Genomic DNA, 24,496 nt, shown 5'->3' with positions numbered 1-24,496 from the left:
CAGTGCCCACAAAAAGCCTCGCATTTTCGCGGGGCTTTTTTGTTTATAACGCCTTAGCGAGCCTGCTCGTAAAGCGGCATGACCTTCGGTATGGCAGCCTGCAAGGAGGCGATCCGGCTACTTGAGGAAGGGTGAGTGCTCATAAACTCAGGCGGAGCACCTTCGTTGGCCGCAGCCATCTTCTGCCACAGGCTGACAGCCGCATTGGGGTTGTAACCGCCGCGTGCCGCCAACTCCAGGCCAATCAGATCAGCCTCATTCTCATTGCCACGACTGTTCGGCAGAGTCATGCCGTACTGCACGGCCACATCGGCCAGCTCCATGGTGTCGGCACCCAGGCCAAGCAAGGCGCCTGCACCCTGTTTGGCAATTTCAACGCCATAGGCCTTGGACATCGCCTCACGGCCATGCTCACGCAGGGCGTGGGCCATTTCGTGTCCCATGATCGCGGCGATCTCATCATCGGTCAGCTTCAGCTTCTCGATGATCCCGCTATAGAAAATGATCTTGCCACCCGGCCCGCAGTTGGCATTTAGCTCTGGGCTATCAATCAGATTGACTTCCCACTGCCACTGCGCCGAATCCGGGCGAAACAATGGTGCCTGCTTGATCAGACGATCGGCAATCGTACGCAGGCGTTTGGCATTTTTGCTGTTCTTATCCAGCACGCCTTTGCCTGACGCCTCACTCAGCGTTTGCTGATAAGACTGCGCATACGACTGATTGACCTCTTGGCTCGACAGCATGCTGAACATGTACTGCTTGCGCTCAACACCAACAGCCCCGCCACTGGTGGTATTAACAGCCTGACATCCTGCCAGCAACAAGGCCGCAGCCAGCGCGGATAATGGCAACAACTTCGTCATGCTGAATCTCCCGATGAACAAGGCTCGTATGCTAGGCCGCCCCTCCCAACCGAGCAACCACCGAACTTGCAGAATAAGCAGAGACGATCTTTTATCAGCATCAGGAGATTAACTATTTCAGCAAGTCCTGCCGATAGCCTGGGATAGGCACATACCTCTTGCCGGAGTTCCCATGAAGTTCAAGTCCATCCAGTTTTCCGTTGCCGCATTAGCCGGCGCGAGCGTTCTCGCGGTGGTCGTCGCTTTAGTGCTGTATGCATTGTTTGCCAGCAATAGAAGTCAGGCGCTGGTACAGGAACGCACGCAAACGCTACTTGAACAAGTTATCGAACAGCGCCTGACAGCCCTGGCCCAAGCCCAAGTACTGCAAATCCAGCGCGAGCTTGAGTCGCCCCTTCAAATCACCACTGACCTAGCACGGGTCAATGCCCTACTGGGCATACAGGACAGCAATGGCAGCCCACAACTGTCCGCCAGCCGGGAAGAGCTGACCAACCTGGTACATGAAACCACAGCACAGAACCCCACACTCTTGGGCAGCTACATTGGCTGGGAACCCAACGCCTTCGATGCCAATGACGATGTTTACGCCGGCCCCAAGGAAAATGGTTACGACGGTACGGGCCGCTTCATTCCCTGGTGGTTCCGTAATGCGGACGGCAGCCTGGGCATCGACGCCATCGGCTCTATGGAGAGCGAAAAACTGCTGCCCACAGGGGTGCGGGAAGGCGAATATTACCTGTGCCCGAAAGAGCGCAAACGATCCTGCGTGATCGATCCGGCCCCCTATGAGGTCGGCGGCAAGATGATCATGCTCGCGTCTTTTACCTCACCGATCCTGGTTAACGGTGAATTTCGCGGCATTGCCGGAGCCGATCTGGCAGTTAACTTCATCCAGGAACTACTGCTCAAGGCCAACAGCAAACTCTATAGCGGCGCAGGTGAAATGGCGCTAATCGCCAGCAACGGCAGGCTGGTTGCCTCAACCCAGGCGCCGGACAAGCTCGGCAGCCCTGCTACAGAACTATTGGATGCCAACGAAGTAGCGAACCTAAAGTCCCTAAAGCCCGGCCAGGTAGCCTACGACATAGACAAACAGGGAGACCCCGCGAACAACCATATCGAATTGTTGTTGAGCTTCAACATTGGCGACACCGACGCACGCTGGGTGCTTATGTTGTCGCTACCAGTCAGCACCGTCATGGCCGACCTGCATAGCATGCAGGCCGACCTCCGCTCCCAAGGCGACGCCGACACCTTCGGCATGGCATTAGTGGGCTTGCTGATTGCGGTGATCGGTCTACTGGTGGTGTGGTTCGTCGGCTACGGCATTGCCCGCCCACTGAAGCAAATGGTGGTGATGCTCGACGACATCGCCAAAGGTGAAGGCGACCTGACCCGCCGCCTGACCACCGACCGAGCAGACGAGCTAGGTCTGATTGCCCTAGGCTTCAACACCTTTTTGAGCAAGCTGCAGGCAATGATCAGCCAGGTAGTCAGCTCGGTACAGAAAGTCAGTGATTCCTCCGAGCACACGGCCGACATTGCCATTCGCACCAACCAGGGTGTGCAGAAACAAATGGCGGAGATCGAATTGGTCGCCACCGCCGTGCACGAAATGACTGCAACCGCCCAGGACGTGGCACGCAATGCTACCCACGCAGCCGAAGCCGCCAACCATGCAGATCAAGCGGCCAACCAAGGCAAACAAACAGTTCAGCTCACCGCTGACTCGATCACTGCGCTAGCACAAGAAATCGGCCGCGCGGTAACTGTGGTGCAAGCCCTGGCCACCGACAGCGAAAACATCAACGCCATCCTAGTAGCCATCCGCGGTATTGCTGAGCAAACCAACCTGCTCGCACTCAATGCCGCCATCGAGGCAGCCCGCGCCGGCGAACAGGGTCGTGGATTTGCCGTGGTAGCCGACGAAGTACGCAACTTGGCGCAGAAAACCCAAAAGGCCACCGAAGAAATTCAGGCCATGATCCAGCAGCTGCAGCAGGGCACGCGTGACGTGGTCAAGGTCATGGAGGACAGCCGCAGCAAGACCGAAATCAGCGTACAACAAGCCAGCCAAGCCGCCACTGCACTGGCGTCGATCACTCAGGCCGTGTCAGTAATCAACGACATGAACACGCAAATCGCCAGCGCCGCAGAGGAACAAAGCGCTGTAGCCGAGGACATCAACCGTAACGTCAGCAATATCGGCCAGGTGGCCAATGAGGTCGCTGGCGGTGCCGACGAAGCCAGCCAAGCCAGTGCCGAACTGACCAAACTGGCAGAACAGCAACGCCGTCTGATCAACCAGTTCAAGGTTTAGATAAACCACGCGACATAAAAGGTGGAGCACTATGCGCTCCGCCTTTTGGTTTTATCCCGCAAGCTATTGGCCATTACGCGGGAGTCAAACACTCCGGGGCATCCAGCTTCGGGTCATTGATCAAATTGGCGAGCACTCGCTCACGCAACTGCGGTTGCGGACTGGCCAGCAACGCCTGTAAATCGGCCGGAGAGGTATCCGCAGCCAGCCATGCGGCCTGCGCGGCTTCATTAAGAATCAACGGACGACGCTGACTGGCCGCCGCCTGAGTCACTACCGCCACACTCAAGTAGACGCAGCCCTCAACCGGATAAGCCTCCCACAAGGCAGCAAAATGCAGCATGGGTAGCGCATCACCACTCAGCCAATAAGGCCGCTTGCGCGCAGAACCGCGCCACTCGTAAAAGCCATTAGCCGGCAACAAGCCACGGCGCAAGCGAAACGCCTCGCGAAACATCGGCTGCTCGGCCAAAGTTTCTGCGCGCGCCTGCGCAGGGGTTTTGGTCAGGTCGGTCAACCAGGGCGGCGTCAGCCCCCAGCGCGCACGGGCTAACTGGCGCTCACCCTCGACATTACGCAGCAGCAGCACCTGGCTATGGGGCGAGATACTCCAATGCGGTAACTGATCAGAAGGAAAGCCGGGAATTGCCGAGAAAGCCGGCGTCCAGCGAAATAGGGCAAAGCGTCCACACATGAAGTAACTCGATAGCATTTGCAGAAGAAACAGTAAAAGCAAAACCGCGCTTCAAAGCCTGCTTCTCACTCAGCTGAGCCGGAGCACAACAAAACGAAACAGGCCCTCAGCAGAGCAGCGTACCTTGAGTGCAATCCCTGTCCGGCTCATCACCAGGCAGGGGCAGCGCGGTATTGTACGCAGCGATAAGCTGTTGTGCGCTGTGCGCCTGGGCATCTTCAACCATCAAACCAAGCAGCCCGCAGGCCGGCAACTCCCCCACCGCCCCAGCCAAATGCCGACCAGTGAGATAAGCGTCGATCCCTTCACTCGCCAACATGCTCAGCAACAGCTCACCTTCCATCAGGTCCTGCGGCTCGTAAATTCGCTGCATCAGTCATTCTCCCCGCGCACATCTAGGCTCCACTCCTCGCCATCGGTCTGTAGTGAAAACACGATGGGCCGGCAACACACCGAACAGTCTTCGATGTACTGCTGATCCCCTGCAGAAAGATCGAGCAAGGCCTCAACCTGTTCACCGCAATAGGGACACTGATAGTCCTGACTTTCAAGCATCGCTGTCTCCTTGTGACTTGGGCGTATAATGGCCGGTCTATAGCTGGCCCTGCAGTTGCGCAACAAGTTTAGTGAACGCGACGAACCGCGCAGCGGGTATCTCCACAGCCAACCACAACAAGAGACCATGATGGGCGAATTTGATGCCATCCGACCTTACGCCGATATTGAAGTCCCTGCCGTTCTAGCACGCCTGCTGGCGGACGATGCGTTTCTCAACATCCTTACCCAGTTTCGCTTTCCGCGTTTGGCTGCGCCATTTGGCTGGCTACTTAAACCACTTATAGCCTATCGCCTGCGCCTTGAGTTCCGCGATGTAAGCTCGGTGGCACAGTTACAGAAGAACATTGAAAGCTATGTCGACCGCACCATTGAGCAAGCAACCGATGGCGTGACCTATTCCGGGATCGAACACCTGCAAGCGGGCCAGGCTTATTTGTTCCTCGCCAACCACCGCGATATCGTCATGGACCCGGCGTTCGTCAACTACGCGGTGTACCACGCGGGCCTGCCAACGCCACGTATCGCGATTGGCGACAATTTGCTGCAAAAGCCCTTCGTCAGCGACCTGATGCGTCTGAACAAGAGCTTTATCGTGCACCGTTCGATCAGCGGTCGCCGCGAGAAGCTGGCAGCCTACCAATTGCTCTCTGCCTATATAAATCACTCGATCCGCAATGATGGCGAGTCGGTTTGGATCGCCCAGGCCGAGGGACGCGCCAAAGACGGTGATGACCGCACCGACTCAGCGATTCTCAAGATGTTTCATATGAGCAGAAAGGGCGAACCCTTCGCTGAAGTGATCGAAGCGCTGCGCTTGACCCCGGTGTCGATCAGCTACGAATACGACCCCTGCGACCAGGCTAAAGCCCGCGAACTGTCGATCCGCGCCAGCAGCGGCAGCTACACCAAAACGGCAGGCGAAGATGACCAAAGCATCGCCCTTGGCATTACTGGCTATAAAGGCCGCGTGCATGTGCACTTCAGCGCGCCTGTCAGTGAAAACCTAACGGACAGCAAGCTACTGGCTGCGGAGATGGACCGACAGATCCTCACCGGCTACCAGTTGTTCCCTGTGCATTATCTCGCCTATGCCATGTGGACTGATCGTGACCCAGAACTGGCAGTACCTAGCGCATCCGAGTTATTCCCCGCCACAGAGTTGCGCACAGCGCAAACCGAGTGGCAGCGTCGACTGGACAATTGCCCAGCCGAACAGCGGCCATATCTGATCCTGCAATATGCCAACCCGGTGCGTAATCAGTACCGAATCAAGGCAGGCCTGGCGCTATAACGTATGCGGCTTGCATAAAAAACGGCAGCCCTAGGGCTGCCGTTTTTTATTGCCGTAACCACAGCATTACAGCTGAGTGCTAACCCAGGACAGCAACAGCGCCGAGACCAAACAGACGCAGCCAAAACAATAGAAAAAACGGTTCATGCGCAGCGTAGGCTCATCCAATTCATATGACTGTGGTGCCATATCACTCAGCTCGTCGCCAACCAACAACCGTGCAATGGCACGCTGCTCACGCAGCCGAGTGGCCAGCAATAACCAAGCACCAGCCAGCGAGACAAATAGCGCCAACCCGTTCAGCCACAGAGCACGCTGGCCATCGATCAGCAACCAAAGCGTTTGCAAAGACATCTTCAACCTCAACTTCTGCAAAAGTACGCAGCTAACGCTGTGCCTAGCAGCACGCACAAATACAGACTCGGACAGCCTGATACGGCGGCGGAGTCTACAGAAGGATGCGGCGCTCACGAATCGATTCCGACGAATTGCAGCCGTTATGACCGAGTGGTCGAAACACAGTCGGAAACATGATCTATGGTCTAACAAGACCTGACATGACGAACGCAATAAACCGGCAGGGAAAGATCTGAATACTCATGGAGGAACACCGCATGCTGCACGCCCAACCACAAGACCGCGACTACCTGATCGACTCGCTGGATGAAGTAGACGCCGTGATCGACGGTCTGTCATTCAACGTGCAAGACGACCATTGGCTGGTGTACTGCGCCATGGGCAACCATGAGCACTATGCCCTTCCGGACGTAGACACACGCACCGGCATGAGCATGCCGGATTTCTACAGCGAAGCAGCTTGATGCCAAAGACCAGCAAGCCCATAAATGAAAACGCCCGGAACAGTCCGGGCGTTTTCATGAACAACAATAAGGCTTACTGCGAAAGCATTTGGCCGATGGTTGGGTCCTTGAAGGCGCGGGTCAGCGCATCGCTCAACACATCACTCACCAGCTTGGTGTTGGTCTCCTGATTCGGGGCCATGCCAAAACGCTGGTTCAACGAGGCACCGTAGCGGCCACTGTAGCGACGGCTGCTGTTCTGCACATCAAGACGGAAGGTGGCGGTCATATCCGCCTCGGTCACGTACAGACCTTCCTTCGGCGACTGGTACTTGAGATCAGCCAGGGTCAGCGTCAGTTGCGGCGCGTTATACGCATTGGCACTTGGGGTAAAACCGAGCAACCGCACGGCCGCTTCGGCCTGAGCCTGCAGCTTGGGCAGAATATCCGGGCCCGCCACACTAATCGAGCTGGTTTCCGGGTAGAGGCCACCACGCGTGCCAAGCACAGGCGACGGACGACCATCAGCCACCCGCACGACCACTGGCTGGCCCTGGCCAACAGCCGTCAACGGGCTATTAAGCTTGGGTTGCGGACTGAGTTGTTGCGGGCTGTGGGCACAACCCACCAGAGTAAGACTGGCAACAGCCACCAAACCAAACAGCAGACGATGCAGCATGCTCAACTCTCCATAGATAAGGGGCAGAAGTGGCGCGCAGTATAACCAGCGCGGCAAATGCCTAACAGGGCTGCTTTCTCTGATGCAGAACGGCGTAACAGGTTCCCGTAACGCCCTTGTCATGCAGTTCAGGCATAAGACTTTAGTCTTCCTCGTCATTGAGTAGCCGCCATGCTTTCGCTGCGTAACTTACTGGCTCCACGCCGCCCCATGCGCTCATTCGCCTTGGTTGATAACCAAGGCATCTGCCGTGCCTTGCGCCAGTCAGCCCACGCCCCACAAGGCTTCGGCTGGATTGAGGTACAACAGAGCAGCCTCAGCTGGCTAAATTCCCCTCTGCCAGCCAGCGCTCAAGTCGCCCAGGCCACCCCCTGTATGCGCTTGCCACGAACGCTGGCGGCCTGACCGGAGGAAGAAGAAAAGTCACACCGGACGATCAATTTCCCCGCATTGCCCTTATAATCTCGCCCCGATTATAAGGACGCCTCCTGTTCGGGCCCTGCCGTAGCGCTGATGAACCATTACATCGGCTGCGCCCCAGAGAGTCGCCCACTTCGCGCTGCCTTCCAGCTGCTGCTATTGCCACGTAAAACGCCTGCAATAAATAACTGCATGGCCGCTCTACGTCGTAAAAAGCGAGCTCCGCAGACGTGTTTGAGGTTCACGACTCCAAAAGAGCGTGAAAAAAACGGTTTGGAAAACTTCACAAGAGTGTGGCGAAAATGAACGATCTCGCGGTTGGCATCTGCACCCAGAAGCCTGCTTCCTTCAACCTTGAGCGTCTCGCCGATTGCTGATTGGCTGTGTGCATACACAAGCTGACTAACGTCTATTGAGTGCTGGTTTGCGGAGAAGTGGTAATGGCGCAAAACGATTACGAAACAATGGATGTGGTGCTGGTTGGTGCCGGCATCATGAGCGCGACCTTGGCCGTGCTGCTAAAAGAGCTCGACCCAGCGATCAAGCTGGAAGTGCTCGACATGATGAGCACGGCTTCGAGTGAAAGCTCTTACCCGTGGAACAATGCGGGTACCGGCCATGCGGCCCTGTGTGAGCTGAACTACACGCCGGAAGCGGCAGACGGTTCGATCGACATCAAAAAGTCGGTAAGCATCAACACCCAGTTCGAGGAGTCCAAACAGTTCTGGGCCTACCTGGTCGAGAAAGGTCGCTTTGGCTCGCCCAAATCGTTCATCAGCCCGGTTCCACACCTGAGCTTCGTGCGCGGCCAGAAAGGCATAGATTTCCTGAAGAAGCGCTTTACTGCGCTGACCGCCCATCACGCGTTCACGGCAATGGAATACACCGAAGACCGCGCCACAATGGCCGAGTGGATGCCACTGATGCTGCCGGGGCGCGATCCAAACGAGCCCATCGCCGCGACCCGCGTGATGGCTGGTACTGACGTTAACTTCGGCGCACTGACCCTGCACCTGCTCGACCACCTCCGTCAGCAGAGCGAAGCCAAGGTCACCTGCAACCAGAAGGTCGTTGGCCTCAAGCGCAATGGCCAAGGCTGGCGCGTCAACGTCAAAGACTTGGAAACCGGCAAAAACCGTGAAATCCAGGCCAAGTTTGTCTTCCTCGGCGCCGGTGGTGCGGCACTGCCGCTGCTGCAAATGTCCGGTATTCCAGAAGGCAAAGGCTTTGGCGGCTTCCCGGTAAGCGGCCAGTGGTTGCGCTGCGACAATCCAGAAATCGTCAAGCAGCACCAGGCCAAGGTTTATAGCCAAGCGGCTGTCGGCTCGCCGCCGATGTCGGTGCCGCATTTGGACACTCGCGTAGTAGAAGGTAAAACTTCGCTGCTGTTTGGCCCATACGCCGGCTTCACCACCAAGTTCCTCAAACGCGGTTCGTTCCTCGACCTGCCATTGTCGGTCCGCTTCAATAATATCGGCCCAATGCTGGCCGTGGCTCGCGACAACTTCGACCTAACTCGCTACTTGGTCAAGGAAGTGCTGCAGTCCGAAGAGAAGCGCCTGGAAACACTGCGCGGCTTTTACCCTGAAGCCAAAGCCGAAGACTGGCGTATAGAGATTGCCGGCCAACGCGTGCAGATCATCAAGAAGGACGCGAAAAACGGTGGCATCCTGCAGTTCGGCACCGAGCTGGTGGCTGCGGAAGACGGCTCTCTCGCCGCCCTGCTTGGCGCCTCACCAGGCGCATCAGTCACCGTTTCGATCATGCTCGACCTACTCCAGCGCTGCTTTGGCGAGAAACTGAAGAGCGAGCAATGGAGCCGTAAACTGAACGAGATATTCCCTGCTCAAGGCGCAGTTCTAGCCAAGGATGCCGAGCGTTATCGCGAAGTACAGGCTCGTTCCGACGCACTGCTGCAACTGCAACACCCCGTTAGCGCCTAAATGTTACGGCAATAAAAAACCGCCTCCAGAGGCGGTTTTTTTATTGCGCGCGAGACAGCAAAAAATATCAGACCGATGCGGCCACCGATTGAAAAGTGAAGTAATGGCGCAACGCATCGACCATTTGCACATAATCGGCCGGAGGAGCCAGCAGCGCGAAACCAGAGTCATAACAACCCGGCGTGACATCCTCACGGCACCATTGGCAATTGGCGGAAAAGTCGATGTAGTAAGGCGTATCGCGACCCAGAATTTTCAGGCGCATATCAAAACGTGCGCCCACCAACAGAGGCAACTCACTGATCAGCAACAGGCCATCCAGGGAAACGTTGCCAAGATAACCCATGGGTTTGTCGGTGATACGGTTGAACACTTTCAAGTAATACGGCAACTGGTGGCGCTCAATGCTGCGCTGAACATGCGTTGGCATAGTGGCAAATCGCTATAAATGGCCATTGAGTATGGCCTCACTACTGCGCTTAAACCAGATTCAGGAGCAGCGCTCTGCCACCTCGCTCTGGAGTTGCTGACGAGCGGTATCCAACTGCTGATCGCTGTAGTAATTCCGCTCGCCGTTAGCATCAGTGCGGAAATAACGGCGTCCTTCAGGAATAGACGCGAGCCTTTGGCGCAACTTCCGGCACTCATCTGCACGTTTGGACTGCCGTTGGGCAGCAGCAGCGGAAGCCTGAGCCTGCTCCTCGCGACGTGCATTATAGAAGCGATTGGTACGCTCTTCTCGCTCGCGCGTCAGTTGGTCACGTTCGACCACCTGCGGTTTGACCTCAACCTGCTGGGCACCCGCCGCCTCCGGGCGCTGGCCGAAGTGCACCTGGCCCTGAGCATCCGTCCAACGATAAATTTCCGCTGCCACCAACCCTGGCACGAGCAACAAGCACAACAACGCGCGCATGGAATCCCTCCTGAAAAATCCTAGGGTCTGTTGCCGCTTCACTCGCGGCCACGCCGGAGCCAGTTTTTGCGCGAGGCAAGGCACGAGATGCGAAGTTTGGCAGGCCAAATGAGCCATCGAGTAACACCGCATCGCACAAAAACTGGCCCGGCCCATAGGGTTGCGCGGGAAATGGCCCCCGCTGTTGTTGCAGGACTTGGCAAGGGAACAACCATTACCTGCGTCCTGCGCCTAACCGGGGGCCATTTCTCGCAGCAACGCGGCTCGCGATTAAACGGCAACAGACCCTAGCCTACTGCCGAGAATAGCCCGCAGAGTCGCGTAACGACCAGCGGTCAAGGCTTAAGCGGATTAACCTTGACCGCCACATCAGTACCGCCATGACCTAACTCACGCAGGGTTTCAATGCGCGCGCGGGCACGATAGGCATATTCGCTAGCAGGGTAATTGGTGACGATGAACTGGTAAGTCTGCATCGCATCAACGAACAACGCCTGACGCTCCAGGCATTGACCACGCAGCAACGAGATTTCAGGCTGCATATAACGCCGCGAACGACTGTTACGCTCGGCCTTGGACAACGACAGGATAGCCGACTCGCACTCGCCCCGGTCATAGGCCTCATAGGCATCATTAAGGTGCTGGTCGAATGAGTAACGGTTACAGCCCACCAACCCCACCAGCATCAGTACAACCAATAGCATTCGCATAAGCCACTCCTCCGATGTGCAGTGTATCGACTGCCCGGGAAAATTCTGCAGCAACATATCCTCTGATGGGTAATGCCGTTCGCCCCTTGGCCACGCCATAGGCGCTGACTAGACTGACGCGCAACGGCCATTGTGCCCAGGAGCTGTCATGTCGTCGTCACCCCGCCTGTTATTACTACTGTGTATCGCACTAGTGAGCGCCTGCTCACCCACCACACCGCTATTTATTGCGCAGATCACCACCAACGAGGTGGTCGAATACAAAACCTTAAAGAACAACCGCATGCTTGCCGCTATCGAAGATGACGGCGACCTGCTGACTTACAGCGCCCAAGCCATCCGTGATGCCAAGAGCGAAGAAGCGGAAAAGCTGTACCTCACGGGTTACCGCGATGAAAAACTCAGCAATGAGGTGCGTGCCATCGCGCTCTACCAAATCGGCATTCTGTACATGAACCGCTTCAACGAACAGCGCGATGACAACAAAGCGCTTAACTACTTCTACCAAGTACTCAACCAGTTTCCCGCCAGCCGCGCTGCCGAACGGGCCGAAGAACGCATTGTAATAATCCGCGAGCGCGCCAATGAACCGGTACACAAAACCTCGCGCGAGCTACTTGCTCACTGGCAACCCAACCAACAACTTGACCTGTACAAACCCAGCCTCGACCAGGACATGACGCTACTGTCACGCCGCGCCGTGCTAAAAAATCGCGTCAGTGAAGCCGAAGAGTTATATCTGTTGGCCTTGAGCGACCCCGGCATTCCCGACGACATCAAGGAAAAAGCCCTGTACCAGCTCGGCCTGATGTACCTGGCCCCGGACAACCCACAGGCAAGCAGTGACAAGGCCATCAGCTACCTGCGCCGCCTGCTGGTGCAATACCCCAACAGCGAGCTAAACCGCACAGCGGCGCAACATCTGGACCAAGCGCTCAACCGCTAAGAACCTGTTTACGATTTCGCGAGCCAGTGCCCTGCAAAGCGCTGCCTAGTAACAGCTTAAAGCGGGTAAAAACAGGTGAGATACGCAGCGCAGCGAAGTAACAGCCAGCGGTTTACCGAGCCTGTTTTTAAAGCAGCAGGGCCAACGCGCAGCAGATCGTATATAGGTTCTGGTAGTGCATAGGAACAATGACTACAGCGTTACGACATAGTAGCCTCATGGACATTCGCCACTCAGGAGTCTGTGCATGACCGTTCGCCGTACCAAAATCGTTGCTACCCTCGGCCCATCGAGTAACAGCCCCGAGATTCTCGAACAGCTGATCATCGCGGGCCTGGATGTCGCCCGCCTGAACTTCTCCCACGGCTCGCCAGACGAACACAAAGCGCGCGCCAAACTGGTACGTGAACTGGCTGCCAAACACGGCCGCCACGTAGCGCTACTGGGTGACTTACAAGGCCCGAAAATCCGTATCGCCAAATTCGCCAACAAGCGCATTGAGCTTAAGCTCGGCGACCGCTTCACCTTCTCCACCAGCCATCCTCTGACCGAAGGCACGCAAGACATCGTCGGTATCGACTACCCGGATCTGGTCAAGGATTGCGGCGTAGGCGACGAACTGCTGCTCGACGACGGCCGCGTGGTGATGCGCGTTGTCAGCGCCACCAGCGATGCCCTGCACTGCGAAGTGATCATCGGCGGCCCGCTGTCCGACCACAAAGGCATCAACCGTCGCGGTGGCGGCTTGACTGCACCGGCACTGACCGAGAAAGACAAGGCCGACATCAAGCTCGCTGCTGAAATGGAGCTGGATTACCTAGCCGTGTCCTTCCCGCGTGATGCCAACGACATGCACTACGCACGCAAACTGCGTGACGAAGCCGGCGGCACCGCCTGGCTGGTGGCCAAGATTGAACGCGCCGAAGCAGTAGCCGATGACGAAACCCTCGATGGCCTGATCCGCGCCAGTGACGCGGTCATGGTTGCCCGTGGTGACCTCGGCGTGGAAATCGGCGACGCCGAGCTGTGCGGCATCCAGAAGAAAATCATTCTGCACGCACGCCGCCACAACAAGGCGGTGATCACAGCGACGCAGATGATGGAGTCGATGATCCAGAACCCTATGCCGACTCGCGCGGAAGTCTCCGACGTGGCCAACGCCGTGCTCGACTACACCGATGCGGTGATGCTCTCAGCGGAAAGTGCCGCCGGCGCTTACCCGCTGGAAGCCGTACAAGCCATGGCGCGGATTTGCTTGGGCGCGGAAAAGCACCCGACTAGCAAAAAATCCAGCCACCGCATGGGCACCGAGTTCGAGCGTTGCGACGAAAGCATCGCCCTGGCCGCCATGTATACGGCCAACCACTTCCCCGGCGTGAAAGCGATCATCGCCCTCACCGAAAGTGGCTACACCCCGCTGATCATGTCGCGCATCCGTTCCTCTGTGCCGATCTTCGCCTTCTCTCCGCATCGCGAAACTCAGGCGCGCGCGGCGATGTTCCGTGGCGTCTACACCGTGCCATTCGACCCAGCCGCCCTGCAACCTGCCGAAGTCAGCCAGGCCGCAGTGGACGAGCTGCTCAAGCGTGGCGTTGTGCAGGCTGGCGATTGGGTGATCCTGACCAAGGGCGACAGTTACCACACCATCGGTGGCACCAACACCATGAAGCTTCTGCATGTCGGTGAAGCTCTGGTGTAAGAGCCTGTTTATGATCTGCTGCGCGTCGGCCTTGTTGCCTTAAAAACTAGGCTAGCGAGATCGTAAAAGGCTCTAGGCTACCCAGCACAACGCAAAAGGCCGCTCAATTGAGCGGCCTTTTTTGTTTGCCTCAGTAAATCAGGCGAACTTGCTGAAGTCCGGCGTGCGCCGCTGCATAAAAGCTGTCAGCGCTTCGATGGCTTCCGGCGAGCGCAAACGCTGGCCGAACAGCGCCCCCTCCTCCTCGATAACTCGGCGCAGTTGCTCGCGATCTGGTGCGCGCATCAGACGTTTGCTGTCCGCCACAGCGGCCGGTGCCAATTGCTGAAAGCGCAGGGCCATTTCGCGGGCCCTGGCCAAGGTTGCCTCACCGCTATCCATAGCCTGATTGGCAATGCCCCAGGCTGCGGCCTGTTCGCCGGTAAAACTCTGCCCGAGCAGGAGCAATTCGGCAGCGCGGGCGTGGCCGAGCAAGCGCGGCAGAATCAAGCTGGAACCGTACTCAGGGCACAGGCCAAGATTGACGAAGGGCATCTTCAACTTGGCATCACGGCTGACATACACCAGGTCGCAGTGAAGCAGCATCGTCGTGCCGATGCCTACAGCAGGGCCGTTAACGGCAGCCACCACTGGCTTGCTGAACTCGAACAGTGCCTGCATAAATTGAAAGACTTCGCTGTTCAACCCGCTCGGTGGCGCCTGGATAAAGTCGGCAACATCATTACCACTGGTAAAACAGCTGTCACCGCCGGTAATCAATACGGCGCGTACGCTCTTGTCCTGATCGGCCTGCACCAGCACCTCGGCCATGCCGCTGTACATGGCCCGGGTCAGGGCATTCTTCTTGTCGGGGCGGTGCATACGCAGGGTCAGCAACCCTTGCTCACGCTCAACCAGCAGGTGCTCGCTCATTATCAATCCTCACGGCAGGCCACCCGCGAGCTGAGAACCTGAACGGCTAGCGCGCGTGGGGCAAAAAGACGTCAGCGAAAACCTGGTTACGCGGCAAGCCCAGCAAGTACAGGCGGCGCGCGCAGGTTTCGACATTGTCAGGGTGGCCGCAGAGTAAGGCGATGGTTTGTCGTGAGACAAGGCGCAGTTCGGCCAAAGCAGCCGGCAAGTCGGCCGCCACAACCTGCTCGACCTGCAGTTGCGGATACACGCGGGCCAACGCCTGCAACTCATCTGCCAGGTAATGTTCGGCAGGCTCGCGGGCCATGTGCAGCAGCCGAATAGCGCCCTGATGCTCCTGCCGTAACGCTTCACGCAGCACAGCATATAACGGGGCCAAACCGGTGCCGGCAGCCAGCAACCAGAGCGGACGCGCTTGCCAGTCCGCCTCGTAGTGCAACGAGGCACCACGCAGGTCGCCCAGACGCAGGCTAGCGCCTGGCTGAAAATCACGTGCGGCCGTCGCGAAGGCGCCGTTGCGCCGACAATCGATATGAAACTCAAGCCAGGGATCGTCCCCCGGTATGCTAGCCAAGGAATAGGGCCGGGCAAGGCCATTTTCCGTCCATAACTGCATGTGCTGCCCCGCGCTATAACGCAGTGGCCGTTGCGGGGTCAGGCGTAGGCGCAGCACATCGCTGCTGAGCCAGTCACAACTATGAATAACCGCCGGGGCGCCATCGCGCTGAGGATCAAACACCTCGACCTGCACATCGGCCACTACCCGGCACTGGCATGCCAATCGCCAGCCCTGCTCCCGTCGCGCCTCATCCAGTGCCTCGGGCTTGGCATCCAGCAACTCGCCGGCCACACAACGCACCAGGCAGGCATGACAACTGCCCGCACGGCAGCTATAGGGCACATTAATACCGCCAGCCAATAGGTTATCCAGCAGATTACTAGCAGCACTGACCTGCAGACTGCGCTGAGCAACGCGCAATTCAGGCATCCAGATCCTCCCAGGTTGCGGCGCAGCAATTGCGTCCATTGCGCTTGGCCTGGTAGAGCGCTTGATCAGCACGCTGCAGGGCTTCATCGAGATCATCATGCTCGGCCAGCAGAGTCAGGCCAATTGACACACTCAATCTTTCCACCTTCACGCCCAGTGGTTCTGCACGGCTGAACGACTCGCGCAGGCGCTCACAGCAGGCACTGAACTGATCAGCGTCAGTATTGAGTAGCAACAGAACAAACTCCTCACCGCCATAACGGGCGATAACATCGCCGTCACGCAAACAGGCACGAGCCACCACGGCAAAGGTTTGCAAGACGCGATCCCCTGCCGCATGACCATGTGCATCATTGATTTGCTTGAAATGATCCAGATCGAGCAGCGCCAGGCCATGCTGATGACCACCACCCAGACTCTCCAACTGGTGACGGGCCAGTCGCAGAAAATGCCGGCGATTGCACAGGCCAGTCAACTCATCCGTGGAGGCTAAGTCTTCAAGCTGGCGCATCATGCCACGCAGCGTGTCCTGGTGCGCCTGCAAAGCAAAACGTCGTTGCCGCATACGTTGACGCATAGCCTGGGCATAGCTGGCGAACAAGCAAAGCCAGACCAGCACACCCGCCAGTACGCACACCTGCATCAGCGCCACACGTGGCGCACTCATCTGCAAGGTATAAGCCTCATAGAGATTCAGCCCGGCGAAACCAAAGAAAGCAAATAATGCACAACGAACAAATACCTTGGGTGGTAGCTGAAATACCCCAAACAGCAGAATCACTAAGTAAATGACCAGCATGCTGCCACGCCCATCATCGAACAGACCAAGCAGTACAGTCAGCCAAGCCAGTGCCACCAGCACCTGAGGTTCAGTCAGGCTGGGATCAGTGAAGCGTTGGTTGATACGAGAGAGAAACAAGCTGAGGAACAGCAGCTGGCTCAAAGCTCCCAGCGCAGTGAGCGCCAGTGCCGTCGCTATACTGACATTGATCAGCCCAGCGAACATGGCAATCCAGCAGAACAGAGCGGTCAATGCATAGGAAGCCGCGCCCATGCCGAAGCGCTTCAGCAGCAGGTTTTGCAGTTCTTTATTGGCACCCTTTGGGCTGTTTAAGCTCACGGGCATGTGGGCGTCCATCCCATGCTGGCATCTAGCCGCCACTCTACCTCTGTGATCACAGAATGCCTAGGGCCAGAGCGCATAGCTGCTCGACCCTACTGCTGGGCAGCCAGCGACCATGGTTGAGGCCGTACAGGTGTGCGTCTGGCAGACGTGCGCGGTATACTGCCGCGCCTTTTTATATTGTCCTTCGGCCTTGCCCTTTGACCTTGATAGCCCTGCGCCGGGTGTGCCCCTGCGCTCTTCGAAGTTCCTGCCTTACTCCTACCCACATAAAAGGGAGCGCATAGCATGACCGTGATCAAGCAAGACGACCTGATTCAGAGCGTCGCCGACGCCCTGCAGTTCATCTCCTACTACCATCCCGTGGATTTCATCCAGGCCATGCATGAGGCCTACCTGAAGGAAGAATCCCCGGCTGCGCGCGACTCCATGGCGCAAATCCTGATCAACTCGCGCATGTGCGCCACTGGCCATCGACCGATCTGCCAGGACACCGGCATCGTTACCGTATTCATCCGTGTAGGCATGGACGTGCGCTGGGATGGCGCAACCATGAGCGTCGACGACATGATCAACGAAGGCGTGCGCCGCGCTTACAACTTGCCGGAAAACGTCCTGCGCGCTTCGATCCTCGCCGATCCGGCTGGCGCGCGTAAAAACACCAAGGACAACACCCCGGCCGTGATCCACTACTCCATCGTCCCAGGCGACAAAGTGGAAGTGGATGTTGCCGCCAAAGGCGGTGGCTCCGAGAACAAATCGAAGATGGCCATGCTCAACCCGTCCGACTCGATCGTCGACTGGGTACTCAAGACCGTACCGGAAATGGGCGCTGGCTGGTGCCCACCAGGTATGCTCGGCATCGGTATCGGCGGCACCGCCGAGAAAGCCGCAGTCATGGCCAAAGAAGTGCTCATGGAGTCCATCGACATCCATGAGCTGAAAGCCCGTGGCCCGCAAAACAAGATCGAGGAAATCCGCCTCGAATTGTTCGAAAAAGTGAACCAGCTAGGCATAGGTGCCCAAGGCCTCGGCGGCCTGACCACCGTGCTCGACGTGAAGATCATGGATTACCCAACCCACGCTGCCAGCCTGCCGGTGTGCATGATCCCCAACTGCGCGGCTACCCGTCACGCCCACTTCGTACTCGACGGCACAGGCCCAGCCGAGCTGGAAGCGCCAGATCTCGACGCCTACCCGGAAATCGTCTGGGAAGCAGGCCCGAGCGCTCGCCGTGTCGACCTCGACACCATCACCCCGGAAGATGTACAGAGCTGGAAGCCGGGCGAAACCGTGCTGCTCAACGGCAAGATGCTCACCGGCCGCGATGCCGCGCACAAGCGCATGGTCGACATGCTCAACAAAGGTGAAGAGCTGCCAGTCGACCTGAAAGGCCGCTTCATCTATTACGTTGGCCCGGTCGACCCGATCGGCGACGAAGTGGTTGGCCCGGCCGGCCCGACCACCGCCACGCGGATGGACAAATTCACCCGGCAAATTCTCGAAACCACCGGCCTGCTCGGCATGATCGGCAAGTCCGAACGTGGCCCGATTGCCATCGAAGCGATCAAGGACAACAAGGCCGTGTACCTGATGGCCGTTGGCGGCGCCGCTTACCTGGTGGCCCAGGCGATCAAGAAGTCCAAGGTGCTGGCCTTTGCCGAACTGGGGATGGAAGCCATCTACGAGTTCGAAGTTAAAGACATGCCGGTAACCGTCGCCGTCGACAGCAATGGCGAGTCGGTGCACATTACTGGCCCAGCGATCTGGAAACAGAAGATCCACGACAGCCTGGCCGTCGAGATCAAGTAAGCCTTACGGTAAACCCAGCAAACCCGGCCCAGTGCCGGGTTTGTTGGTTTCAGTGCTAGCAAACGCCGCACGGCTTGAGTGCTTTTCACGCTTGCCTGCAACGCCACCAATACACCCACAACCTAACCAACCATCCATCCCGCGATGCGTCACCGAATGAACTCCCGGCGCCTACCAAGTGTCTGTCTGCTGTCGGCCCGCCGGGTGGATTGCATGGCCATTTGCCCAACAGGCCGCTGCGTAATCCTCATCGCGCACCTGTGAACAGCAACACGCCTGGCCGGCATTTCCCGCACCCGCCTACAGGGTTTCGTTCAATCGCCATGTGAAGATTGCCCCCATGTCCCGATCCCATCACCTCCTCTCCAGTTTTACCTCCCTGCAGCGCATCGCCTTGGGTGCCTGCTTGCTGGCCAGCGTTAGCGCATACGCCGAAGAAACCAACACCGCCGCGCGCTGGGTCAGCGACAGCCTGAATACCTATGTGCGCAGCGGTCCAACCGATGGCTACCGCATCGTCGGCACTCTGGTTTCCGGGCAGAAGGTCACCCTGCTGCGCACCGACGGCGACTACAGCCAGGTACGTGGCGAAAACGGCAGCGCAGTGTGGATTGCCAGTCGCGACCTGCAAGACGTTCCCGGCCAAGCCGAACGCTTACCGCAACTGGAACAGAAGGTGACGGAACTGAGCGCCGAGCTGGATGGCATCAACGACACCTGGAAAACCCGCGTGCAAGGCATGCAAGAAACCCTGGACTCACGCAAAACCCTGATCGACGAACTGCAAACCGCCCGCACAGCACTGGACAGTGAACTGACACAGGCCAACTCCGAATTGCGCGAACTGCAAGCGCAGCTCGGCGAAGAAAACCAGAGCGTACTGATGCGTTACATGACCTACGGCAGCGGCATCGCAGGCGCCGGCCTGCTCGCCGGACTGATCCTGCCGACCCTGTTGCGGGTACGGCGTAAACGCAATGATCAGTGGGTTTGAGAGACTAAAACTCCGGAAGCCCGAATAGACAAGCGCATCGGCGGTCTGGAGCAAGGGAATTCACGGCAGCCTGACCGTCGAAATCAAGCGACATTGCTACAAACAAAACAAACCCGCACGGTGCCGGATTTTTTGCGTTTAGAAATAGGGAAAGCAGTGCTGTGCGGACATACATCGAACGGGATGCTTGTGAATCAGTTCCCGCTAGTCCAGAGCATTGTTTGAACCGTGATATCTGGATGACTTTCTAATGGTTGCCATTCATCAATTAAAGAAAACCCCAGCCTCAGATAGAGATGCAAGGCCCTAGCATTGTCGAGAGATACATCCAGAAAGACGCTGCTGTGCCCTTTCTCTACCGCGCGAAATTTAACTGCCTCAACCAGCTTAGTTGCCACACCAGTCCCACGTGCAGCGGGCTCAACCCACATTCCGATCAAGTTATAGCGGTTCGCGCTACTGACACCAGCCCCGATCATTCCAACGGGCTTGCCTCCCTCTATGGCCAGCCAAAATTCCGTTCTGACTGACGAGGCTCGTTCTTTCCACTGTTCTTCACTGTAATTGGCAGCAGCTTGATAGCTCACACCAAACGCTCTCGGTGTGTCCAAAAGCGCAGCAAGACGGATTTGCTTCAAAAGCATCCAGTCTTTTGCTTCCGTCAATCGAATGTCCATGGCCTTCCTGTCGATGTTTCTGCCCATGACCTCTTGGGCCGATAGCTGTCCGGATTCCAGCAAAAAAGCCTTTACCCCAGAGAAATACGCTATTGGCCCAAGCTCTTTTCCATGATGATCGTGCGCTCGGCTTCGTGAAATTCGTCTCGAACTTTTTTAAAACCAAGTGAAGAGTAAAAGCCTTCCGCTGTGATTGAAGATGGAACGCGTAATAGCTTGACGCCTTCGTTGACGGCGCATGACTGGATAGCCGTCATCAATTGTTTTCCTATGCCGCCCCCTTGATAGGCCGGATCAACGAACACGCTACGGACAACATCACGATCAAGGCTGGCCGTTGCAACAACACGGTTATCGATTGTCGCCACATATACCTGGCGCAGAGTCAGTAGATGGCGGATCGCAACGGGAGAAAAGCTTTGCTCCACACGGTCGACTATTTCTGGCGAGTAATCCTGGGCATTGGACTCACGCAGGGCGCTTATAACGACCCGGCTTACTGCTACGGCATCCTCGTTTACAGCTTTACGAATCAGGAAGTCCACCGGTCGCTCCTTACGTATCGTTGCCTGATAGTTTGTAGATGGTTTGAGCGCAGCGATACCCATCGCTGCGCTTGATGACGCTGAGTATGTTGGCCACCCGCGCACAGCTACTTAGGCCACGGCTTTAATCCAAACCGCCGTTAAATCCTTGTTATATACCTGCCCTGCGTATCTGCTGGTGATGGGTATCGCTGCGCTCAACGCCATCCTACGGCGGTTGGTTGTAATCGCCAGGATGGCAGGCAAAGCTGCCCCTACGCGTTCGTGAAAGCGACGTAGATACAAGTGGCAACGCTTACTTGGCCAACCCGCTGCCGTGCCAACTCTAGGCGCGGACCCAGCGTTGGCGGGTCCAGCCGCTTAGGGCGTCGACGCCGAATACCAGCGCCAGCATGGCCAGAATCACGGTGCTGGCCTGGGCCTCCTGAAACAGGCTGAGGCTAACGTAGAGCATTTGCCCTAAACCACCGGCACCGACAAAGCCGAGCACGCTGGCCATGCGGATATTGTTTTCCCAGCGGTACAGGCAGTAGGCCAACAACTGCGGCCACAGGTTGGGCAAGGTGCCGTAGCAGAATGCCGCCACCTGACTGCCACCCTGCAGGCGGATCGCCTCGGCGGGTTCGCTCGGGGTATTTTCCAGAGCCTCGGCAAATAGGCGACCAAGTACGCCCGCAGTGTGCAGCGCCAGCGCCAGGGTGCCGGCATTGGGCCCAAGGCCTGCGGCCAACACCATCAAGGCCGCCCAGACCAACTCGGGAATCGCCCTCAGGGCATTGAGCAGCAAGCGCGCACTGGTTTGCGCCAACCAACCGAAACGACCGGCCGCAGGCAGCGCGAGAAGCAGGCCAAGGATTGCCGCGAGCAGCGTACCTATGGCCGACATTGCCAGGGTTTCCAAGGCACCATGCGCTAGCGCTGCAAGATGCTCGGCGCTCATATCCGGCCGTAGAAAGCGCTGCACGTAGCGCGCCATTTGCTGCAGGCTATCGCCGCCGAACAAGCTGCCCAGGTCAATATTCAGGTAGGCGAACGAGCCCAGCATCGCCGCGCCGATACCCAGCAGCAGTAACAGGTTGATCAGGCGATTCATGCCAAGCGCCCGCGCAGCAGGCTGCTGAGCTGATCCGCCAGCAGCACCAGCAAGAGAAAGGTCAACAGCATGCTGGCCACTTCACCGCCGGCAAACATGCGCATCGACAGATCAATCTGTTGCCCCAGGCCGCCGGCACCAACAAAGCCCATGACCACCGATGCGCGAATAGCGCACTCCCAGCGATACACCGTGTAGGAGGTCAACTCCGCTGCAGCGCTGGGCAGGATGCCGTAGACGAAGGCCGCCAACCGGCCACTGCCGCTCTGCAATAAGGCGTGCATCGGCCGCTGATCAACCGACTCGAAGATTTCCGCATAGACCTTGCCGAGCATGCCGGCGTAGGTGATGGCGATGGCCAACACCCCAGCCGTAGGACCAAGGCCAACAGCCCGGACAAACAATAAGGCCCAGACAATTTCCGGCACGCTGCGCAGGAAGATCAACAACCCGCGCACCGGCCAACGCAGCGCCTGACCGAGCACGCTCTGCCGCCCGCCACGCGAGGCCGCCGACAGCGATAGCGCGCGACTGGCAAGTAAGCCAGCCGGCACACCCACCAGTAACGCCAAAGCCATACCGGCGGTGGCGATGGCCAGGGTTTGCAAGGTGGCGTCCAGTAGCATCTGGAGAAACTCTGCGCCATGCGCTGGCGGCCAGAAAGCCGCCACGAAATTACCCATCTCGCGCTGGCTGTCGCTCGCCAGCAACACGCTCAAATCCAGCTCACTGAGGCGGATGCTCGGCAACAACAGGGCGATGCCCAACAGCGTGATGAGCAGGCGCGGCAACACGGCCGGATCGCGACTGTGGCGCTTCAGCATCGTGGGATCTGCACGCTCAGGGCGGCTGCCGGGCTGTCCGGCACAAGCAGTTGCTGATTGACGTAGAGCGCATCGAGCAAGGGTTGATCAACCTCGCCAGCCGGCCGATCAAACACAATCTGCCCGTCACGCACGCCGATAACCCGTGGGAAATGCGCCAACGCCAACTCCACCGCATGCAGGCTGGCAACCAAGGTCACGCGATTGGCCTCGGCGTGCTGGCACAGCACGCTCAGGGTGTGGTTGGCCAGCACCGGGTCCATCGCCGAAACCGGCTCGTCGGCCAACAACAGATCAGGCGCTTGATACAGGGCGCGGGCGATGCCGACGCGCTGCAACTGACCACCGGATAACTGCTGGCACTGGGCGAACAGTTTGTCGGCCAGGTCGAGCTTGGCCAGCTCGCGCCGCGCGCCGGGAATGTCCAGCGGGTAGAGCAAATTAACCAGGCTCCTGGCCAGGCTCCACTGGCCAAGTTTGCCGGCCAGCACCGCCGTCACCACCCGCTGTCGTGCGGGCAACGGCGGTGCCTGATGCACCAAACCAATACGCGCCCGCAAGCGTTGCCGCTGATACGCAGAGAGCCGCCAAGGCTGCTCGCCGAGCACCTGCAGCTCACCGCTAGTGGGTTGCAGCGCCGTGGCCAGCAGGTTGAGCAGGCTCGACTTGCCCGCACCGGACGGGCCGATGATGGCAACCCGTTCGCCAGCATCGATGTTCAGGCTCACACCACGCAGCGCCTGAACGCCGTTGTTGTGCCGCAGGGTCGCCTGGGTCAGGCGCAGGCTCATTTCAACAGATCGGCGGCGCGCGCAGCGTCCTCAATGCCCTTGTAGTTTTCCGGCTTGGTTTCGATAAAGCGGCTGGCTGCTTGCAGATCAAGAATGGCCTTCTGCTCGGGGTTAGCCGGATCAAGCGCCAGGAAGGCCTGTTTGATCTTCGCGGTCAGGGCTGGGTCCAGGGTGCCGCGCACGGTCCAGTTGTAATCGAAGTAAGTCGGCGTGGTGGCGAAGACCTTGACCTTGCTGGTGTCGACCTTACCGGCCGCGACGAGCTTGTCCCACACGCTGGCATTGAGCACGCCAGCATCAACCTTGCCCGCCTGAACCCAAGCGGCAGTGGCGTCATGGGCACCGGAGTAACCGATACGGCTGAAATAGCTCTCGGGCTTGATCCCGTCCTGCAGCATAAAGTAGCGCGGCATCAGGCTACCGGAGGTGGAGGAAATCGAGCCGAAGGCGAACGTTTTGCCCTTCAGGTCGCTAAGCGACTTCACGTCCGGGTTACTGGTGATGAACTTGCTGGTGAACTGTGCATCCTGCTCGCGTTGCACCAGCGGGATAGCGTTGCCAGTCTTCTGGCGCACCTGCACAAAGGTAAAACCGCCGAGCCAAGCCAGGTCGAGGCGATCAGTGGCCAATGCTTCGACCACTGCGGGGTAGTCGGCAACCGGCACGAACTCGACCTTCATGCCCAGTTCTTTCTCCAAATAGGCACCCAGCGGCTTGAACTTACGCAGCAGCTCGGTGGGCGCTTCATCTGGGATGGCGCTAACGCGCAGGGTTTCAGCGGCGTGACTCAGGCTGGCGGACAAAGACAGGGCAGCACAGACAGCGAATGCCAGGGTACGTTTGAGCATGAAGATTCTCCGGTTCAATAGCGGAAAAGGTTCGAAGTAACAGGTCA

Annotated in this window: 27 protein-coding genes and 1 pseudogene; 10 read left to right on the top strand and 18 right to left on the bottom strand. The window is 58.1% G+C overall.

Features of this window, described 5'->3' with window-relative positions:
* Positions 1-53: 53 nt before the first annotated feature.
* The gene (locus VCA57_RS15725) at positions 54-866 is read right to left on the bottom strand and encodes a M48 family metallopeptidase (RefSeq protein ID WP_411186021.1); all 813 of its coding nucleotides are present in this window, start codon (positions 864-866) and stop codon (positions 54-56) included.
* Positions 867-1,038: 172 nt separating this feature from the next.
* Here VCA57_RS15725 and VCA57_RS15720 point away from each other — a divergent pair.
* Both VCA57_RS15720 and VCA57_RS15715 read left to right on the top strand, forming a co-directional pair.
* Positions 1,039-2,334, top strand: a pseudogene (locus tag VCA57_RS15720) (HAMP domain-containing protein); the annotation flags it as partial.
* A 12-nt stretch (positions 2,335-2,346) separates the two neighbouring features.
* Positions 2,347-3,189 (top strand): methyl-accepting chemotaxis protein, encoded by an 843-nt coding sequence (locus VCA57_RS15715; protein WP_411186104.1) that lies wholly within the window; start codon positions 2,347-2,349, stop codon positions 3,187-3,189.
* A 73-nt stretch (positions 3,190-3,262) separates the two neighbouring features.
* Here VCA57_RS15715 and VCA57_RS15710 read toward each other — a convergent pair whose 3' ends face one another.
* The 3 genes from VCA57_RS15710 to VCA57_RS15700 form a co-directional block, all read right to left on the bottom strand.
* On the bottom strand, positions 3,263-3,883 hold the full coding sequence (locus tag VCA57_RS15710; protein WP_411186020.1) for an SOS response-associated peptidase: 621 nt from the start codon (positions 3,881-3,883) through the stop codon (positions 3,263-3,265).
* Positions 3,884-3,989: 106 nt separating this feature from the next.
* Positions 3,990-4,256 carry a putative signal transducing protein gene (locus tag VCA57_RS15705; protein ID WP_411186019.1) on the bottom strand — a complete coding sequence of 89 codons (267 nt, stop codon included), beginning with the start codon at positions 4,254-4,256 and terminating at the stop codon, positions 3,990-3,992.
* Positions 4,256-4,438 carry a CPXCG motif-containing cysteine-rich protein gene (locus VCA57_RS15700; RefSeq protein ID WP_411186017.1) on the bottom strand — a complete coding sequence of 61 codons (183 nt, stop codon included), beginning with the start codon at positions 4,436-4,438 and terminating at the stop codon, positions 4,256-4,258. Before VCA57_RS15700 ends, VCA57_RS15705 begins: the two co-directional genes overlap by 1 nt.
* Positions 4,439-4,565: 127 nt before the next feature.
* Here VCA57_RS15700 and VCA57_RS15695 point away from each other — a divergent pair, with 127 nt between their 5' ends.
* On the top strand, positions 4,566-5,732 hold the full coding sequence (locus tag VCA57_RS15695; protein WP_411186016.1) for a 1-acyl-sn-glycerol-3-phosphate acyltransferase: 1,167 nt from the start codon (positions 4,566-4,568) through the stop codon (positions 5,730-5,732).
* Between the two features lie 66 nt (positions 5,733-5,798).
* Here VCA57_RS15695 and VCA57_RS15690 read toward each other — a convergent pair whose 3' ends face one another.
* A complete protein-coding gene (locus VCA57_RS15690) occupies positions 5,799-6,086 on the bottom strand; it encodes a hypothetical protein (protein WP_411186015.1) in 288 nt (95 codons plus the stop codon).
* Between the two features lie 260 nt (positions 6,087-6,346).
* On the opposite strand from VCA57_RS15690, the gene VCA57_RS15685 reads away from it, so the two are divergent.
* Positions 6,347-6,553: a hypothetical protein gene (locus tag VCA57_RS15685; RefSeq protein ID WP_411186014.1), complete on the top strand. Its 207-nt coding sequence runs from the start codon at positions 6,347-6,349 to the stop codon at positions 6,551-6,553.
* A gap of 73 nt (positions 6,554-6,626) precedes the next feature.
* Here the strand turns inward: VCA57_RS15685 and VCA57_RS15680 are convergent, their stop codons facing one another.
* Positions 6,627-7,211: a YajG family lipoprotein gene (locus VCA57_RS15680; RefSeq protein ID WP_411186013.1), complete on the bottom strand. Its 585-nt coding sequence runs from the start codon at positions 7,209-7,211 to the stop codon at positions 6,627-6,629.
* A gap of 171 nt (positions 7,212-7,382) precedes the next feature.
* Here VCA57_RS15680 and VCA57_RS15675 point away from each other — a divergent pair, with 171 nt between their 5' ends.
* Positions 7,383-7,616, top strand: a complete 234-nt coding sequence (locus VCA57_RS15675; protein WP_411186012.1) for a hypothetical protein — start codon at positions 7,383-7,385, stop codon at positions 7,614-7,616.
* Positions 7,617-8,071: 455 nt separating this feature from the next.
* Positions 8,072-9,574, top strand: coding sequence for a malate dehydrogenase (quinone) (mqo, locus tag VCA57_RS15670; protein WP_411186011.1), 1,503 nt, complete (start codon positions 8,072-8,074; stop codon positions 9,572-9,574).
* 67 nt (positions 9,575-9,641) lie between these two features.
* On the opposite strand, the gene VCA57_RS15665 is transcribed toward mqo, so the two are convergent.
* The 3 genes from VCA57_RS15665 to VCA57_RS15655 all read right to left on the bottom strand — a co-directional run bounded on the left by VCA57_RS15665 (position 9,642) and on the right by VCA57_RS15655 (position 11,197).
* Positions 9,642-10,004 carry a PilZ domain-containing protein gene (locus VCA57_RS15665; protein WP_411186010.1) on the bottom strand — a complete coding sequence of 121 codons (363 nt, stop codon included), beginning with the start codon at positions 10,002-10,004 and terminating at the stop codon, positions 9,642-9,644.
* A gap of 60 nt (positions 10,005-10,064) precedes the next feature.
* Positions 10,065-10,487: a DUF4124 domain-containing protein gene (locus VCA57_RS15660; RefSeq protein WP_411186009.1), complete on the bottom strand. Its 423-nt coding sequence runs from the start codon at positions 10,485-10,487 to the stop codon at positions 10,065-10,067.
* Between the two features lie 335 nt (positions 10,488-10,822).
* Complete coding sequence (locus VCA57_RS15655; RefSeq protein WP_411186008.1) at positions 10,823-11,197, bottom strand: tetratricopeptide repeat protein; 375 nt, start codon at positions 11,195-11,197, stop codon at positions 10,823-10,825.
* Positions 11,198-11,345: 148 nt separating this feature from the next.
* Between VCA57_RS15655 and VCA57_RS15650 the strand changes: the two genes are divergently transcribed.
* Both VCA57_RS15650 and pyk read left to right on the top strand, forming a co-directional pair.
* Positions 11,346-12,143 (top strand): tetratricopeptide repeat protein, encoded by a 798-nt coding sequence (locus VCA57_RS15650; protein ID WP_411186007.1) that lies wholly within the window; start codon positions 11,346-11,348, stop codon positions 12,141-12,143.
* A gap of 247 nt (positions 12,144-12,390) precedes the next feature.
* A complete protein-coding gene (pyk, locus tag VCA57_RS15645) occupies positions 12,391-13,842 on the top strand; it encodes a pyruvate kinase (protein WP_411186005.1) in 1,452 nt (483 codons plus the stop codon).
* A 138-nt stretch (positions 13,843-13,980) separates the two neighbouring features.
* Here the strand turns inward: pyk and VCA57_RS15640 are convergent, their stop codons facing one another.
* From VCA57_RS15640 to VCA57_RS15630, 3 genes are read right to left on the bottom strand one after another with little or no spacing between them, the layout of a single operon-like run.
* Positions 13,981-14,754: an enoyl-CoA hydratase gene (locus VCA57_RS15640; RefSeq protein WP_411186004.1), complete on the bottom strand. Its 774-nt coding sequence runs from the start codon at positions 14,752-14,754 to the stop codon at positions 13,981-13,983.
* Between the two features lie 46 nt (positions 14,755-14,800).
* Positions 14,801-15,742: an iron-sulfur-binding ferredoxin reductase gene (locus VCA57_RS15635; RefSeq protein WP_411186003.1), complete on the bottom strand. Its 942-nt coding sequence runs from the start codon at positions 15,740-15,742 to the stop codon at positions 14,801-14,803.
* On the bottom strand, positions 15,735-16,868 hold the full coding sequence (locus VCA57_RS15630) for a GGDEF domain-containing protein (protein ID WP_411186002.1): 1,134 nt from the start codon (positions 16,866-16,868) through the stop codon (positions 15,735-15,737). The genes VCA57_RS15635 and VCA57_RS15630 overlap by 8 nt, the downstream gene beginning before the upstream one ends.
* 285 nt (positions 16,869-17,153) lie before the next feature.
* Here VCA57_RS15630 and VCA57_RS15625 point away from each other — a divergent pair, with 285 nt between their 5' ends.
* Together VCA57_RS15625 and VCA57_RS15620 are read left to right on the top strand one after the other, a co-directional pair.
* On the top strand, positions 17,154-18,677 hold the full coding sequence (locus tag VCA57_RS15625) for a fumarate hydratase (protein WP_411186001.1): 1,524 nt from the start codon (positions 17,154-17,156) through the stop codon (positions 18,675-18,677).
* A gap of 340 nt (positions 18,678-19,017) precedes the next feature.
* A complete protein-coding gene (locus VCA57_RS15620; RefSeq protein ID WP_411186000.1) occupies positions 19,018-19,671 on the top strand; it encodes a TIGR04211 family SH3 domain-containing protein in 654 nt (217 codons plus the stop codon).
* A gap of 194 nt (positions 19,672-19,865) precedes the next feature.
* Here the strand turns inward: VCA57_RS15620 and VCA57_RS15615 are convergent, their stop codons facing one another.
* The 6 genes from VCA57_RS15615 to VCA57_RS15590 all read right to left on the bottom strand — a co-directional run bounded on the left by VCA57_RS15615 (position 19,866) and on the right by VCA57_RS15590 (position 24,449).
* Complete coding sequence (locus VCA57_RS15615; RefSeq protein ID WP_411185999.1) at positions 19,866-20,348, bottom strand: GNAT family N-acetyltransferase; 483 nt, start codon at positions 20,346-20,348, stop codon at positions 19,866-19,868.
* Positions 20,349-20,437: 89 nt separating this feature from the next.
* The gene (locus tag VCA57_RS15610; RefSeq protein WP_411185998.1) at positions 20,438-20,893 is read right to left on the bottom strand and encodes a GNAT family N-acetyltransferase; all 456 of its coding nucleotides are present in this window, start codon (positions 20,891-20,893) and stop codon (positions 20,438-20,440) included.
* Between the two features lie 325 nt (positions 20,894-21,218).
* Positions 21,219-21,986, bottom strand: coding sequence for a phosphonate ABC transporter, permease protein PhnE (gene phnE / locus VCA57_RS15605; RefSeq protein ID WP_411185997.1), 768 nt, complete (start codon positions 21,984-21,986; stop codon positions 21,219-21,221).
* Positions 21,983-22,810 carry a PhnE/PtxC family ABC transporter permease gene (locus tag VCA57_RS15600; RefSeq protein ID WP_411185996.1) on the bottom strand — a complete coding sequence of 276 codons (828 nt, stop codon included), beginning with the start codon at positions 22,808-22,810 and terminating at the stop codon, positions 21,983-21,985. The genes phnE and VCA57_RS15600 overlap by 4 nt, the downstream gene beginning before the upstream one ends.
* Positions 22,804-23,601: a phosphonate ABC transporter ATP-binding protein gene (locus VCA57_RS15595; protein WP_411185995.1), complete on the bottom strand. Its 798-nt coding sequence runs from the start codon at positions 23,599-23,601 to the stop codon at positions 22,804-22,806. Before VCA57_RS15595 ends, VCA57_RS15600 begins: the two co-directional genes overlap by 7 nt.
* Entirely contained in the window at positions 23,598-24,449 is an 852-nt protein-coding gene (locus tag VCA57_RS15590; protein ID WP_411185993.1) for a putative selenate ABC transporter substrate-binding protein, read from the bottom strand. The genes VCA57_RS15595 and VCA57_RS15590 overlap by 4 nt, the downstream gene beginning before the upstream one ends.
* Between the last annotated feature and the right edge of the window lie 47 nt (positions 24,450-24,496).

It is taken from the genome of Pseudomonas sp., assembly GCF_046581935.1.
Taxonomy (GTDB): Bacteria; Pseudomonadota; Gammaproteobacteria; order Pseudomonadales; family Pseudomonadaceae; genus Aquipseudomonas.
This window is presented reverse-complemented; position numbering and strand designations above follow the sequence as displayed.

Bases quoted from the DNA above. Each gene is read 5' to 3' on its own strand.
- VCA57_RS15725 (WP_411186021.1), bottom strand. From the start codon at position 866: ATGACGAAGTTGTTGCCATTATCCGCGCTGGCTGCGGCCTTGTTGCTG.
- VCA57_RS15715 (WP_411186104.1), top strand. From the start codon at position 2,347: ATGATCAGCCAGGTAGTCAGCTCGGTACAGAAAGTCAGTGATTCCTCC.
- VCA57_RS15710 (WP_411186020.1), bottom strand. From the start codon at position 3,883: ATGTGTGGACGCTTTGCCCTATTTCGCTGGACGCCGGCTTTCTCGGCA.
- VCA57_RS15705 (WP_411186019.1), bottom strand. From the start codon at position 4,256: ATGCAGCGAATTTACGAGCCGCAGGACCTGATGGAAGGTGAGCTGTTG.
- VCA57_RS15700 (WP_411186017.1), bottom strand. From the start codon at position 4,438: ATGCTTGAAAGTCAGGACTATCAGTGTCCCTATTGCGGTGAACAGGTT.
- VCA57_RS15695 (WP_411186016.1), top strand. From the start codon at position 4,566: ATGATGGGCGAATTTGATGCCATCCGACCTTACGCCGATATTGAAGTC.
- VCA57_RS15690 (WP_411186015.1), bottom strand. From the start codon at position 6,086: ATGTCTTTGCAAACGCTTTGGTTGCTGATCGATGGCCAGCGTGCTCTG.
- VCA57_RS15685 (WP_411186014.1), top strand. From the start codon at position 6,347: ATGCTGCACGCCCAACCACAAGACCGCGACTACCTGATCGACTCGCTG.
- VCA57_RS15680 (WP_411186013.1), bottom strand. From the start codon at position 7,211: ATGCTGCATCGTCTGCTGTTTGGTTTGGTGGCTGTTGCCAGTCTTACT.
- VCA57_RS15675 (WP_411186012.1), top strand. From the start codon at position 7,383: ATGCTTTCGCTGCGTAACTTACTGGCTCCACGCCGCCCCATGCGCTCA.
- mqo (WP_411186011.1), top strand. From the start codon at position 8,072: ATGGCGCAAAACGATTACGAAACAATGGATGTGGTGCTGGTTGGTGCC.
- VCA57_RS15665 (WP_411186010.1), bottom strand. From the start codon at position 10,004: ATGCCAACGCATGTTCAGCGCAGCATTGAGCGCCACCAGTTGCCGTAT.
- VCA57_RS15660 (WP_411186009.1), bottom strand. From the start codon at position 10,487: ATGCGCGCGTTGTTGTGCTTGTTGCTCGTGCCAGGGTTGGTGGCAGCG.
- VCA57_RS15655 (WP_411186008.1), bottom strand. From the start codon at position 11,197: ATGCGAATGCTATTGGTTGTACTGATGCTGGTGGGGTTGGTGGGCTGT.
- VCA57_RS15650 (WP_411186007.1), top strand. From the start codon at position 11,346: ATGTCGTCGTCACCCCGCCTGTTATTACTACTGTGTATCGCACTAGTG.
- pyk (WP_411186005.1), top strand. From the start codon at position 12,391: ATGACCGTTCGCCGTACCAAAATCGTTGCTACCCTCGGCCCATCGAGT.
- VCA57_RS15640 (WP_411186004.1), bottom strand. From the start codon at position 14,754: ATGAGCGAGCACCTGCTGGTTGAGCGTGAGCAAGGGTTGCTGACCCTG.
- VCA57_RS15635 (WP_411186003.1), bottom strand. From the start codon at position 15,742: ATGCCTGAATTGCGCGTTGCTCAGCGCAGTCTGCAGGTCAGTGCTGCT.
- VCA57_RS15630 (WP_411186002.1), bottom strand. From the start codon at position 16,868: ATGCCCGTGAGCTTAAACAGCCCAAAGGGTGCCAATAAAGAACTGCAA.
- VCA57_RS15625 (WP_411186001.1), top strand. From the start codon at position 17,154: ATGACCGTGATCAAGCAAGACGACCTGATTCAGAGCGTCGCCGACGCC.
- VCA57_RS15620 (WP_411186000.1), top strand. From the start codon at position 19,018: ATGTCCCGATCCCATCACCTCCTCTCCAGTTTTACCTCCCTGCAGCGC.
- VCA57_RS15615 (WP_411185999.1), bottom strand. From the start codon at position 20,348: ATGGACATTCGATTGACGGAAGCAAAAGACTGGATGCTTTTGAAGCAA.
- phnE (WP_411185997.1), bottom strand. From the start codon at position 21,986: ATGAATCGCCTGATCAACCTGTTACTGCTGCTGGGTATCGGCGCGGCG.
- VCA57_RS15600 (WP_411185996.1), bottom strand. From the start codon at position 22,810: ATGCTGAAGCGCCACAGTCGCGATCCGGCCGTGTTGCCGCGCCTGCTC.
- VCA57_RS15595 (WP_411185995.1), bottom strand. From the start codon at position 23,601: ATGAGCCTGCGCCTGACCCAGGCGACCCTGCGGCACAACAACGGCGTT.
- VCA57_RS15590 (WP_411185993.1), bottom strand. From the start codon at position 24,449: ATGCTCAAACGTACCCTGGCATTCGCTGTCTGTGCTGCCCTGTCTTTG.